Source organism: Flavobacterium sp. LM5, from assembly GCF_002017945.1.
In the GTDB taxonomy this organism is placed as follows: Bacteria; Bacteroidota; Bacteroidia; order Flavobacteriales; family Flavobacteriaceae; genus Flavobacterium; species Flavobacterium succinicans.
In genome coordinates this window covers 117,683-132,492 of sequence record NZ_MUFX01000003.1, presented here as the reverse complement: position 1 = coordinate 132,492, position 14,810 = coordinate 117,683, and the positions used below count along the sequence as shown (strand labels likewise).

General features: G+C 36.9%; 5 protein-coding genes. 4 read left to right on the top strand and 1 reads right to left on the bottom strand.

Going from position 1 to position 14,810, the window contains the following annotated elements:
- Window positions 1–18: 18 nt before the first annotated feature.
- Both gldN and BXU11_RS11245 read left to right on the top strand, forming a co-directional pair.
- Entirely contained in the window at window positions 19–1,008 is a 990-nt protein-coding gene (gene gldN, locus BXU11_RS11250; protein ID WP_078212604.1) for a gliding motility protein GldN, read from the top strand.
- Window positions 1,009–1,087: 79 nt separating this feature from the next.
- On the top strand, window positions 1,088–2,140 hold the full coding sequence (locus BXU11_RS11245; protein ID WP_078212603.1) for an FAD-binding oxidoreductase: 1,053 nt from the start codon (window positions 1,088–1,090) through the stop codon (window positions 2,138–2,140).
- A 1-nt stretch (window position 2,141) separates the two neighbouring features.
- On the opposite strand, the gene BXU11_RS11240 is transcribed toward BXU11_RS11245, so the two are convergent.
- The gene (locus BXU11_RS11240) at window positions 2,142–2,522 is read right to left on the bottom strand and encodes a DUF983 domain-containing protein (protein ID WP_078212734.1); all 381 of its coding nucleotides are present in this window, start codon (window positions 2,520–2,522) and stop codon (window positions 2,142–2,144) included.
- 64 nt (window positions 2,523–2,586) lie between these two features.
- On the opposite strand from BXU11_RS11240, the gene BXU11_RS11235 reads away from it, so the two are divergent.
- Together BXU11_RS11235 and BXU11_RS11230 are read left to right on the top strand one after the other, a co-directional pair.
- On the top strand, window positions 2,587–4,500 hold the full coding sequence (locus BXU11_RS11235) for an ABC-F family ATP-binding cassette domain-containing protein (protein WP_078212602.1): 1,914 nt from the start codon (window positions 2,587–2,589) through the stop codon (window positions 4,498–4,500).
- A gap of 813 nt (window positions 4,501–5,313) precedes the next feature.
- Complete coding sequence (locus BXU11_RS11230) at window positions 5,314–14,775, top strand: gliding motility-associated C-terminal domain-containing protein (RefSeq protein WP_189318528.1); 9,462 nt, start codon at window positions 5,314–5,316, stop codon at window positions 14,773–14,775.
- Window positions 14,776–14,810: the final 35 nt, after the last annotated feature.

Genomic DNA, 14,810 nt, shown 5'->3' with positions numbered 1-14,810 from the left:
ATTTTATAAGACACCATGATGAATGTAAGATTTTTTATTGTAGCTATTGTTTCAGTATTCGGTAGTGTAGCTGGGTTTTCACAATCCAACCTTTTGAATGCTAAAACTCCAAGTGAAATTGGACTTAAAACAGCCGCACAGCGTATTTCGGATAACGATAAGCCATTGGCATATGGGTATGTTCATGACAGAGATATCTTAATGGGTAAAACCACATGGGAGATCATTGACTTAAGTGAAAAAATCAATTTCCCTTTATATTTCCCTATCGACACAGCTAACATTGGTCAAGATAGACGTTCAATGTATGATGTGTTAACCAAGGCTATGAAAATGGGTAAAATAACTGAAGTGTATACGGATAGTTATTTTAATACCAAAAAGTCGCTTAAGGATATTCAAGCTTCTCTTTCCCGTATTGATACCACTGATGCTGGTCGTGAGTTAATAAATCAAGATCCAGATGCTTACAGATCACGTGTTGTGAAGAAAAAAGTGGTTACAGGTACTGGGAAAAACAAGAAAGTTTCTTATGTTGATGAAACTGTTGGACCTACAAAGACGATCCCTTTAGAGTACATCATTAAAAATGATTTAACAGCTCAGGATGTTGCGCAATACAAAATTAAAGGATTTTGGTATTTCGATAAGCGTCAAAGTGAGTTGAAGTATCGTTTGCTTGGGATTTGTCCAGTTACCCCAGACGTATTCACCATGAACAGTGAGGAAAAAGATTACATTGAATTGTTCTGGATATTTTTTCCAGCCGCTAGAGAAGTTTTGCATGAGGCTAAAGCTTTTAATGAGAAAAATTCTACTATGCCGATTTCTTTTGATCAAATTTTGAATTCTAGACGTTTCAATGGTGTAGTGTACAAAGAAGAGAATGTATACGGAGATAGAGCTATCGAAGAATATATGAAAGATAATTCTCAAAATCAACTTTTAGAATCTGAAAGAATTAAAGAGAAAATCCGCAATTTCGAACAGGATATGTGGAATTATTAATTTTAAGATTAGTACAATTAAAACTCTTACTGTTATGGTAAGAGTTTTTTTGTTTTTGTTCATTTTTTAACTTTTAAATATGGTTGACTATATAATTGTAGGTGCTGGTTTGGCAGGTATTTCTTTTGCTGATTTAGCATTGAATAATCATAAACAAGTAGTTGTTTATGATAACAATTCACAAAATTCGTCTAATGTTGCTGGTGGTTTGTACAACCCCGTCATCTTAAAACGCTTTAGTGAAGTTTGGGATGCTGCCCAACAGTTGAAAGAAATGAATGATTTTTATTCTTGCTTAACCAACAAGATAAAAGTCAATGTGGACCATAAGATGCCTATTTATAGAAAATTTTTTTCTGTAGAAGAGCAAAATAACTGGTTCACTGCTTCGGACAAACATAATTTGGCTCCTTTTCTATCCACTACGCTACATTATGATGCTTTTAAAGGAATTGATGCTCCTTTTGGTTACGGTGAAGTCTTACACACTGGCTATGTTGACACTGCACTTTTGTTGAATCTTTATCGTGCTTATCTTAAAGAGTTGAATTTATTTTTTGAAGAAGATTTTCACTATTCTAATATAGTTTTTGCAGAGTATGGAGTTGAATACAATGGAATACAAGCAAAACATATCATTTTTGCAGAAGGTTTCGGATTGCATCATAATCCTTTTTTTAATTTTCTTCCATTAGACGGAACCAAAGGCGAATTGTTTATCATTAAAGCGCCTATGTTGTCTGTTGATGTTATTGTTAATACCAGTATTTTTATTTTACCACTTGGGAATGATTTGTATAAAGTAGGAGCTACTTATAATTGGAGTGATAAAACTAATTTGCCAACGGATCAAGGAAGAGATGAGTTAGTGGATCGCATTAAAGAAATCATAAACTGTGAGTTTCAAATTGTAAAGCATTTTGCTGGAGTTCGCCCTACTGTGCGAGATCGAAGACCACTAGTAGGTACACATGATCAATATAATTGTATTCATGTGTTAAATGGACTGGGTACACGTGGCGTTATGCTCGCGCCTTCTATGGCCAAATCTCTTTTTTTAAGTATTGAAGAGAATCAGCCTTTATCTACCGAAATAAATTGGACACGTTTTCTGAAAAAAATAAAGCGATAAATTACTTTTCTTGTTGAGGATCATAGTCAACAAATATATTAATGTAAATGTTGCGTGATGTTCTCAGAACCAAAGGAAATAATAAGACTAAAATACCAATTATTGCAAAAAAAGAATTTTTAATACTAATATGTAATAACAAATACGAAACAATAAATGTAGCTATTCCAAGGGCAACATTTAAACCATAACTAACATACATCGCTCCATAAAAAAAAGAAGGTTCAATTTGATACCTTAACCCACAATGGCTACAGGTCTCATTCATTGTAAGTACTTTATTAATAGTATAGGGATTTTTGTCAAGATACATGCTTTCTTTTTGGCATTTCGGACAAGTTCCTGTTAAAATGCTATTTAGTTTGGATCCTTTTTTTAACATTTGCATAAATTTTTAACAAAGGTACAATTTTAGATTGCTTCCTTGGTAACTTTAGTCACATTCTATGCTCAATATACATAATTTATCGGTTTCTTTTGGTGGTTCTTATTTGTTTGAAGAAGTAACGTTTCGGCTTGGTGCTGGTGATAGAGTAGGACTTGTGGGTAAGAATGGTGCTGGTAAATCAACTATGCTGAAAATTTTAGCTCGAGATTTTGCTCCCGATTCTGGAAGTATTGCTCAAGAGAAAGAAATTAGGATGGGTTTTTTGCGTCAGGATATCGATTTTGAGGCAGGAAGAACTGTTTTGGAAGAAGCCTATGAGGCCTTTACCGAGATTAAAATTGTCGAAAAAAAGCTTGAAGAGATCAACCATCAGTTGGTATCTCGTACCGATTATGAAAGTGAAGAATACAGTAAAATAATTGAAGATCTTTCTGATTATACCCATCGTTTTGAATTGCTTGGAGGCTATAATTATGTTGGTGATACTGAAAAGATTTTATTAGGATTAGGTTTCAAGCGTGAGGTATTCGATAATCAAACCGATACTTTTTCTGGAGGTTGGAGAATGCGAATTGAGTTGGCTAAATTATTACTACAGTCTAATGATATTTTATTATTAGATGAGCCTACCAACCACTTGGATATTGAAAGTATTATTTGGTTAGAAGGGTTTTTGAGAAATTTTCCTGGCGTTGTTGTCATTGTTTCGCACGATAAAATGTTCTTGGATAATGTAACCAATAGGACTATTGAAATTTCTTTGGGTAAAGCCTATGATTTTAATAAGCCTTATTCTCAATACCTTGAATTGCGACATGAGATCCGCGAAAAGCAATTGGCGACCCAAAAAAATCAAGCCAAGAAAATCGAAGAGACCGAAAAATTGATTGAAAAATTCCGTGCCAAAGCTTCCAAAGCATCGATGGCGCAATCACTTATTAAAAAATTGGATAAAGTGGAGCGTATTGAGGTAGATGAAGATGATAACTCGGTAATGAGTATCACCTTTCCTGTTTCCAAAGAACCGGGGAAAGTGGTTTTAGAGTTAGATAATGTGACCAAAAAATATGGTGATAAAACCATTTTGTCTGCAATAGATTTGCTAGTAGAACGAGGAAGTAAGATAGCTTTTGTGGGACAAAATGGGCAAGGAAAGTCCACATTAATAAAAGCCATTGTTAACGAGTTTGAGTATTCTGGTGAAATCAAGCTGGGACACAACGTTCAAGTAGGGTATTTTGCTCAAAATCAAGCGGAATATTTGGATGGAGAGATTACCTTATTGCAAACTATGGAAGATGCGGCAACCGATACAAACAGAATGAAAGTTAGGGACATGTTGGGTGCTTTTTTGTTTCGAGGTGATGATGTAGAGAAGAAAGTAAAAGTGCTTTCTGGAGGTGAAAGAAATCGTTTGGCGTTATGCAAGCTCTTGTTGCAGCCCATTAATGTTTTATTGATGGATGAGCCTACCAATCACCTTGACATAAAGTCTAAGAACGTTTTGAAAGCCGCATTGCAAAAATTTGGAGGAACTTTATTGTTAGTGTCTCATGACCGTGATTTTTTGCAAGGAATGTCAAATATTGTCTATGAGTTTAAAGATCAAAAAATTAAACAATATTTAGGTGATATAAATTTTTTCTTGGAGCAACGCAATCTGGAAAACATGCGTGAAGTTGAGAAAAAAGATATTGAAAAGCAGACGTTACCAAAGGACAATGCCAAGTCGAAATCGTCTTACGAGGATCAAAAAAAGAATAAGGCATTGCACAATAGATTGAGCAAAATTGAAAGTCAAATTAAGCAATTGGAAATTGATATTCAACATGATGATAAAATGTTAGCTTCTAATTACGACAAGCATATTGAGGATGCCAAGTTTTTTATTGCCTATAATAAAAAGAAAGAAGAATTAGATCAATTACTTACAGATTGGGAAATTGTTCAAGAAGAAATCGATAATTTATAATTAATCTAGGTACAACTTCATTTTCATTCTATTATCACCAAAGGTCTTCTGTTATATACAAAGGCCTTTGGTGTTTTTTTTATTTAAAAATTCATCAATATTATATTTTTGAATTTTTCGGGCAATTCTTTCCATTTTTTGGACTCTCTTCCATTAATTGAACAAAAAAGTAGTTCTCGTTCTTTTGAACAAAATTTTTTTATTTTTTTTAAAGTTTTATCAGAAATATTTTTTTTCAAAACTTACTATTGTTATCTCCCATTTTAAAAGGATTTCAGCGTCATTGATGTTTTTTTTGAAATTTTTTGCATTGGTAGCTCATAGAAGTTATTACTCCCTCCCTCTACTTTTCTTGTTATAGGTTCATTTTTTGCAAATACTTAGGAACGATTAAGTTACATATATTGTAAAACAAGTATATATACCTAAAATCTATTGTTTTTAGGAAAAATCATTACTCGTATTAACAGGAAAATAAATATTATTATAAGATAAGATGTTCTTTTTATCGATTTTTTTTGCTCTTTATCATTACTAATTATTGAAGAGTTATAAGATAAAAATGCATTTCATCGATATAATTGTGCTTTTAATCGATTTTTTGTTTAATTAACTAGTAATTATTATGTTATGATTGAAATACTATTAATTTTGCCAATTATTAAAATTATTATTTGTAGTATTAATTCTACGTATAAATTCATAATTGGAATAAAGTCCTTACACTTTTTCGTATCCAATTTTTTTCTAACTGCGTCAGCGAGTATTAATCGTAAAAATGGCTTATTAACAAATTTGAATTATTATTTATTTATGATTAAAACCTCTACTTTCAAATTTTTAGAATCAAACTCTAGTTTATATAAAAATTACATTTTTTTATTATTGTTATTGACGTTAAGTAATAATGCTTATTCGCAATTCTTTACAGATCATTACATAGCTCCAGCACCTTGGCAATACTTTAGCAAGGCAAATGAAATTATCATAGCTACTAATTCAACATCAACAGTAAATATTACTTTAAAGAAAAGTGATGGAACTGTTATCACAAATTTAACCGCCACAAAAGGTAGTCCCGCCGTTTATCGATTCAGTGGCTTGCCAAATACATTACCCATTCATTCTTTGAATACAATTATTAATGCTGCAGGTATAATTGTAACAAGTAGTGGACCAACATCTGTTAATCTTCGTAATGTAGCTTCAGATGAACTGGGTAGTGAAGGGAATGATACCTTTATAAAAGGGAATGCGTCTTTGACTAGTTTTGGTGATGCGGGTATTGGGGTAAGATATAGAATAGGGTATTATAGAAATGGAAATATTGCAGGAACTGAAAGACCTACATACTCAATCATGGCCATTAATAATGGTACTACAATAAAATTAAATGGTAGCGTCTTAACAACATTGAATGCAGGTCAAAGTTATTTGTTTCAAGCGGAAATGGGATCTTTAGTAGAATCCTCAAATGGCACAGTAATGAATACAGCTGCTAGACTTGATCAACCAAGTGGCTGCGGGGATGGTACTTTTGATCAAATACCTCCGGAGGCTGTTTTAGGTACCGAATACTTTATTCAAAAAGGAAAAGGTAATGATACTGCTGAGCAAACTACTATTGTTGCCACCAAGCCCAACACTGCTATAACTATCAATAGTTATTCTATAACAGGAGCTTTGACAGGGACCACTAATGCTACTTTAGCAAATGCGGGTGATTTTTATACTTTTGTCAATGGCGTTGCTGGGACGGGAAAAGAGTTTACTGCATCCAGAATTTTCTCAACAGAAAACATAGCGGTTTATTCAGGAACAGCGCAATCGTGCGAAGTGGACATATCAGTAATAGCACCAGTATCTGCTTGTGGAGGTTCTAATTTTATTGAAACATATAAATTCAGAGACTATGTGGATGATAAGGGTAATGTTAATGGTTCCAATAATGATCCAGATACTGTACCTGAATCATTGCCTTATTTTGGTTATGTACTATTGAATGATGCTACGGCAGTAGTCAATGTTAATGGCACCAACATAGAAACACTAGCTGGGGCAAGATACCAGTTAGGAACTACAGGATGGTATTTAATAAATTTTACAAATGACGAAATAGGTAGTCCAGAAATAATTTCGGTAGAGAGTACTGCAAAATTGACTGTTTCTATTGTTCAACAGGGTGGTGGTTTTTCTATGGCTGGTTTCTTTTCTAATTTTGCACAACAGCCAGATGAACCTACTATGACATATATTTCCGGAGGAGGTTGCGTAAATAATTCTGCGGTATTGACAACGCCTGTTGGTTTTGCTCCATATCAGTGGTATTATAATGGAGTTGCAATTCCAGGAGCTACGTCAAATACCTATACGGCCACACAAACAGGTTCCTATTCACTAGCGTCTACTTTAACCTGTGGTTCTTTAATACAATCTAAGCCTGTTACTGTTACATTATGTGCTGATCTTGAAGTACTAAAAACAGTTAATCTATCTAGTCCTTGTGTCGGTTCAAATGTGGAATTTACGGTAAAAGTCACTAATAAAGGTCCTAACAATACATCTGGATTAGTTGTTAACGATTTATTGCCCACAGGTTACACTTATGTAAGTTCTATTGCTTCAGTTGGAACATATAATTCAACAACTGGAGTTTGGAGTATTGGTAATTTGATTAATGCCCAAGTAGTAACTTTAAAAATTGTTGCTACTGTAAAGGCCAGTGGGATTTATTTAAATACCGCCAGTATTCCTGCTGGTAGTCAACCAGATAATAACAATACTAATGATTCAGCTAGTATCTCAATCACTCCAATTGCATTACCTACTGCTCTAGTTTTAACAGGAAGTACAATTTGTGTTTCACCAGGAGGGAACGGTACCGTATCCTCTTCTACTTCTGCAAACGGAGTGACCTATCAATTATATAATTCGAGTAATGTGGCGGTTCAAACTGCTAAATCAGGAACTGGTTCAGCATTAATATGGTCATCATTACCAGAAGGTAATGGCTATTATGTAGTTTCAACTTCTAATCCAGGGGCATGTACTTCAACTAGTGCAACAGTAAATATTACAACTATTTCAAATCCTAATACTCCAACGGTAAGTACAATTACCCAACCCACATGCACAGTAGCTACAGGGAGTTTTCAAATCACAGGCTACGATGCAACCAATACTTATACCTTTACACCAGCTGTAGTTAGTATTTCAGGAATAGGAGTCGTAACTGCCAATGCTGGAACCTATACTTTTAAAGTTAGAAATGCAGCAGGTTGTATTTCATTAGTTTCGTCAAACATTGTTGTTAAAGACCAGCCAGAACTTCCAACAACCTTCGCTATAATTGGTGGAGGAGCTTATTGTTCAGGAGGAACCGGTGTTGAAGTAGGACTTGCGAATTCTCAATCAGGAATCAATTATCAATTGCAATTAGAGGGAGGAAATATTGGAACAGCTGTTGCAGGAACAGGCAGTGCTATTAGTTTTGGTAAAAAAACTGCTGCAGGGACTTATACAATTGTAGCTACTAATGCTACTACAGGATGTATTGCTAATATGACAGGAAGTGTTGTGGTGACAATTAATTCTTTACCTGCTGTGCCAACATTGCCAGTTAATGTAACAGTATGCGAAACGGGTTCATTACAGACTTTGACGGCTACTGCCACCGTTCCTTCGGGATCTAGTATCGTTTGGTACGATGCAGCTATAGGTGGAAATGTGGTAAATCCACCGACTTTAGTAAGTACAACTGCTGCGACACGCACTTTATATGGCCAAACGTCTAACGGAACTTGTTCAAGTTCAAATCGAACTGCAGTAACTTTGACAATTCTTGCTGCGCCAGGGACACAATTTGCTACTACATCAGATATTACTGTAGCTTGTGGAGCAGTAACAACAAGCACTCTTAGTTATAGTAATAATTCAACAACATGCCCCATTAGTGGCTCTGTAACTTCAACTCTAAGTGCGATCCCATCAACTTGTGGTGGACCTGTTACTGAAAGTTGGACTTTCACTGACCAACTAGGAAGGACAATCTCAAAAACAAGAACAATTACAGTAAGCCCAGCAGCCTTGCCAACAATGACAGCACCTGCAGATATTACAGTAGCTTGTGGAGCATTACCAGCACCAAGTACCATTTCCTATAGCAATGGATTAACAGGAGGATGTGAAATTAGTGGAACTTCAAATGCTTCAACTTTTACAGCTACACCTAATTCTTGTGGAGGAACCGTTACAGAAACATGGACAGCCACGGATACTTGTGGAAGAGCTTTGGCTTCTGTGTCAAGAACAATTACAGTAAGCCCAGCAGCCTTGCCAACAATGACAGCACCTGCAGATATTACAGTAGCTTGTGGGTCAATACCATCGCCAAGTACACTTTCATTTAGCAATGGATTAACAGGAGGATGTGAAATTAGTGGAACTTCAAATGCTTCAACTTTTACAGCTACACCTAATTCTTGTGGAGGAACCGTTACAGAAACATGGACAGCCACGGATACTTGTGGAAGAGCTTTGGCTTCTGTGTCAAGAACAATTACAGTAAGCCCAGCAGCCTTGCCAACAATGACAGCACCTGCAGATATTACAGTAGCTTGTGGGTCAATACCATCGCCAAGTACACTTTCATTTAGCAATGGATTAACAGGAGGATGTGAAATTAGTGGAACTTCAAATGCTTCAACTTTTACAGCTACACCTAATTCTTGTGGAGGAACCGTTACAGAAACATGGACAGCCACGGATACTTGTGGAAGAGCTTTGGCTTCTGTGTCAAGAACAATTACAGTAAGCCCAGCAGCCTTGCCAACGATGACCGCACCTGCAGATATTACTGTAGCTTGTGGAGCATTACCAACACCAAGTGCCATTTCCTATAGCAATGGATTAACAGGAGGATGTGAAATTAGTGGAACTTCAAATGCTTCAACTTTTTCAACTACACCTAATTCTTGTGGAGGAACCGTTACAGAAACATGGACAGCCACGGATACTTGTGGAAGAGCTTTGGCTTCTGTGTCAAGAACAATTACAGTAAGCCCAGCAGCTTTGTCAACGATGACCGCACCTGCAGATATTACTGTAGCTTGTGGAGCATTACCAGCACCAAGTACCATTTCCTATAGCAATGGATTAACAGGAGGATGTGAAATTAGCGGAACTTCAAATGCTTCAACTTTTTCAACTACACCTAATTCTTGTGGAGGAACCGTTACAGAAACATGGACAGCCACGGATACTTGTGGAAGAGCTTTGGCTTCTGTGTCAAGAACAATTACAGTAAGCCCAGCAGCTTTGTCAACGATGACCGCACCTGCAGATATTACTGTAGCTTGTGGAGCATTACCAGCACCAAGTACACTTTCATTTAGCAATGGATTAACAGGAGGATGTGAAATTAGTGGAACTTCAAATGCTTCAACTTTTTCAACTACACCTAATTCTTGTGGAGGAACCGTTACAGAAACATGGACAGCCACGGATACTTGTGGAAGAGCTTTGGCTTCTGTGTCAAGAACAATTACAGTAAGCCCAGCAGCTTTGTCAACGATGACCGCACCTGCAGATATTACTGTAGCTTGTGGAGCATTACCATCACCAAGTACACTTTCATTTAGCAATGGATTAACAGGAGGATGTGAAATTAGCGGAACCTCGAATGTTTCAACTTTTTCAACTACACCTAATTCTTGTGGAGGAACCGTTACAGAAACATGGACAGCCACGGATACTTGTGGAAGAGCTTTGGCTTCTGTGTCAAGAACAATTACAGTAAGCCCAGCAGCTTTGTCAACGATGACCGCACCTGCAGATATTACTGTAGCTTGTGGAGCATTACCAGCACCAAGTACACTTTCATTTAGCAATGGATTAACAGGAGGATGTGAAATTAGTGGAACTTCAAATGCTTCAACTTTTTCAACTACACCTAATTCTTGTGGAGGAACCGTTACAGAAACATGGACAGCCACGGATACTTGTGGAAGAGCTTTGGCTTCTGTGTCAAGAACAATTACAGTAAGCCCAGCAGCTTTGTCAACGATGACCGCACCTGCAGATATTACTGTAGCTTGTGGAGCATTACCAGCACCAAGTACACTTTCATTTAGCAATGGATTAACAGGAGGATGTGAAATTAGCGGAACCTCGAATGTTTCAACTTTTTCAACTACACCTAATTCTTGTGGAGGAACCGTTACAGAAACATGGACAGCCACGGATACTTGTGGAAGAGCTTTGGCTTCTGTGTCAAGAACAATTACAGTAAGCCCAGCAGCTTTGTCAACGATGACCGCACCTGCAGATATTACTGTAGCTTGTGGAGCATTACCAGCACCAAGTACCATTTCCTATAGCAATGGATTAACAGGAGGATGTGAAATTAGCGGAACTTCAAATGCTTCAACTTTTTCAACTACACCTAATTCTTGTGGAGGAACCGTTACAGAAACATGGACAGCCACGGATACTTGTGGAAGAGCTTTGGCTTCTGTGTCAAGAACAATTACAGTAAGCCCAGCAGCCTTGCCAACGATGACCGCACCTGCAGATATTACTGTAGCTTGTGGAGCATTACCAACACCAAGTGCCATTTCCTATAGCAATGGATTAACAGGAGGATGTGAAATTAGTGGAACTTCAAATGCTTCAACTTTTTCAACTACACCTAATTCTTGTGGAGGAACCGTTACAGAAACATGGACAGCCACGGATACTTGTGGAAGAGCTTTGGCTTCTGTGTCAAGAACAATTACAGTAAGCCCAGCAGCTTTGTCAACGATGACCGCACCTGCAGATATTACTGTAGCTTGTGGAGCATTACCAGCACCAAGTACCATTTCCTATAGCAATGGATTAACAGGAGGATGTGAAATTAGTGGAACTTCAAATGCTTCAACTTTTACAGCTACACCTAATTCTTGTGGAGGAACCGTTACAGAAACATGGACAGCCACGGATACTTGTGGAAGAGCTTTGGCTTCTGTGTCAAGAATGATAACTATTCAAGATACAACAGCTCCAACTTGGAATATATCGGCTAATGCTTTAAATATTACATTAGAATGTGGTGATCTAGCTGGTTTGGCTGTAGCACAATCACAAGCGCCAACTGCTACTGATAATTGTGAAGGAACTGTGATGTATACTAAAACTAGTGGTTCTTTCACAGTAGGTTCTTGTAGAAATAGCGGAACCTATACAAATACTTGGATTGCTAAAGACAGCTGTGGTAATTCTTCTGCTACTTTTACTCAAGTAATCACGATTCAAGACATCACAGCTCCAACATTTGTAGAAGCACTTCCAACTGATGTTACCGTTGAATGTTCTTCAGTTCCAATAGCTCCAATAGTAACAGCAACAGATAATTGTGGAATAGCAACAGTTGCTTATACAGAAACTACTACAGCTGGAGCCTGTTCAGGAAGTTATACTTTAATAAGAACATGGATTGCCAAGGATACTTGTGGATTAACAACAACCCACGTTCAAACTATCACGGTTCAAGATACAATGGCACCTGTGATTACTTCTTGTGCATCTAATCAGACAATAGTCTCAGATGCTGATTGCAAAGCTTTAGTGCCTGACTTTACAAAAAGCATTGTTGTAGCCGATAATTGTACAGCTAGCAATTCTCTCATTATTACACAATCACCTACAGTAGGATCTTTAGCTTTATCAGGTAGCACAACTATTACGCTTACTATTGAAGATTCATGTGGTAATAAAACAACATGTGAAGCGAATTTACTAGTGACTAATTTTATTGTTGCCAATGACGATATTGGATCACCTGTAAATGGGAACACTGGTGGAATTTCATTTACTAATGTGTTATCAAGTGATTTGTTAAATTGTAAAACTGTAAACACTTCAGATGTATTAACTAGTTTTGTGAATGCAACAAATCTTGGAATCACGTTAGACGGCACCAATGTGGTTGTTGCGGCAGGTACTCCTGCAGGAAATTATACTTTGACATATCAAATTTGTGAAATACTAAACCCAACGAATTGTGCTACAGCAACTGTTACCGTTGTTGTAAATGCGCCTATTATTGATGCAGTAACAGAAACTACCACGCCAGTTAATGGGTTACCAGGTGGTACTACCACAGCTTTAACAGCAAACGATACGTTAAATGGTTTACCAGTAGTAGTTGGAACAGCGCCAGGTAATGTAAGTGTTACTCCAGTGAGTGTACCAACAGGCTTGACTTTAAATGCAGACGGAACTGTAACTGTAGGTGCTAATACTCCTGCAGGTACCTACCCAGTAGAATATACTATTTGTGAGGTAACCAATCCAAGTAATTGTGATACAGTAATATCTAATGTAGTGGTAAGCGCTGCACAAATTATTGCTAAAAACGATGAGATAACTGTCGATAGCACGCTTAATCCACTAGTACTTATGCCATTCAGTAAGGATTATGGTAGTGGAGTAGATACCTTAAATGGTGTTGAAGTTACATTTGATCAAATTACCGTTACAGTAACAGATATAGTCTTACCTGGTGGACAAAGTTTCCCAGTGCCAAAGGTTGATAGTGTTACTAAAGAAATAGTAATTCCAGCAAGTGTTCCAGCAGGTGTTTATACTATTTTCTATACTATTTGTGAGAAGTTGAATCCAACGAATTGTTCAAATGCCACCATTAAAATTACAGTTAAAAGCCCAGTAATTATTTCTGAAGATGATATTTTACCTGTGGTAAATGGAGCTAGTGGTAGTTCGAATGCTGGAAATGTGTTAGTAGCTAATGCTGTTGATCCAGATCGTTTAAATGGAGTAGCAGCAACAATCAACTTGGTAAATATTACAGTCGTGAGTCCTGCATCTCGATTAGTAAGTGGAGGTTTGGTGCCATTTTTAAATACAGCTACTGGAATTGTTGAGGTTCCAAGTGGTACACCAGCGGGAACTTATACTATAGTGTATGCGATATGTGATAAGATTAATCCAACGGTTTGCGATCAATCTACAGTTACAGTTGTGGTGAATACAATTAATGCCATTCAGGACAATACGGTATTTTTCTTTGAGACAGTTGGTGGGATCTCTTCTAGTGTATTGTTGAATGACACTGTAAATAGAGTTATTTTAACACCTTCAACGTTCAATACTGTAACATTAACAGGAGTAAGCGTTCCATCTGGTCTAACTTTGAATGCTGACGGAACCATCACAGTACCCTCAACTATGATTGCAGGAGTTTATGATGTTGTGTATGAGATTTGTACTAAGACCTTGCCTGTTATTTGTAGTCGAGCAACGATGCAAGTAATAGTTCAAGCCATGCCAGCCCCTGCACCTCCTTCTGTTTTTGCTGACGATGATAAGGTAGGTCCAATTGACGGAATTAGGGGAGTTAAAAACGTATTAAATGTATTTGAGAATGACTTTATAGAACTTATTCCTGCAACAACTTCTAATGTAATCATTGCAGTTATTACGCCCGATCCAATGGGAAGCATTACCTTGAATCCAGATGGATCTGTAGATGTAAAAGCGGGTACTCCTTCAGGAACTTATGCTGTTGATTATGAAATTTGTACTAAAAAATCTCCTATTGTTTGTGATCAAGCCACAGTCAGAATCACAGTAGTAGCACCTATAATTACAGCAACCAACGACGATTACAGTAACCAACCTATTAATTCATCCAAAGGAGCTGTTTTAGATGTTTTAGTTAATGATAGAATAAACAACGGATCGGTTAATTCAGTTCAAGTAGTATTGAGTATTGTTGATAGTAATGGAGTAGCAGGCGTAAGTGTAGATGCACAAGGAAAAATCACTATTCCAGTAGGCACACCGGTTGGGTCATATGTTTTAACGTATAGTATTTGTGATGTGATTAATCCAAACAATTGTGCTACGGCAACAGTAACTATTGTAGTGAAAGATCCGTGTGATTTTGATGACAGTGATAGTTCTTGTGATATTTTAGTTCACAATGCATTTTCACCTAATAATGATGGGGATAATCAAGTCTTTACTATTGATCGTATAGAAAACTATCCAGAGAATACCGTAGAGATCTACAACCGTTGGGGTGTATTGGTTTTTGAAGTAGAGGGTTATGACAATACATCGAAAGTGTTTGTCGGAATTTCCGAAGGTCGTGTAACGGTAAACAAAGCCGATGCTTTGCCTAATGGTACCTACTATTATGTGGTAAAATATAAAAAACCACTTAGTGGGGTGATGAAGCAAAAAGCAGGATTCCTTTACCTATCACGATAGTTAACTCAAAAAAAAGAAAAAAGAGCCTGAGAGCT

What these genes read in the sequence shown, in the direction of transcription:
- gldN (WP_078212604.1), top strand. Translation starts at nt 19, where the DNA reads ATGAATGTAAGATTTTTTATTGTAGCTATTGTTTCAGTATTCGGTAGT.
- BXU11_RS11245 (WP_078212603.1), top strand. Translation starts at nt 1,088, where the DNA reads ATGGTTGACTATATAATTGTAGGTGCTGGTTTGGCAGGTATTTCTTTT.
- BXU11_RS11240 (WP_078212734.1), bottom strand. Translation starts at nt 2,522, where the DNA reads ATGTTAAAAAAAGGATCCAAACTAAATAGCATTTTAACAGGAACTTGT.
- BXU11_RS11235 (WP_078212602.1), top strand. Translation starts at nt 2,587, where the DNA reads ATGCTCAATATACATAATTTATCGGTTTCTTTTGGTGGTTCTTATTTG.
- BXU11_RS11230 (WP_189318528.1), top strand. Translation starts at nt 5,314, where the DNA reads ATGATTAAAACCTCTACTTTCAAATTTTTAGAATCAAACTCTAGTTTA.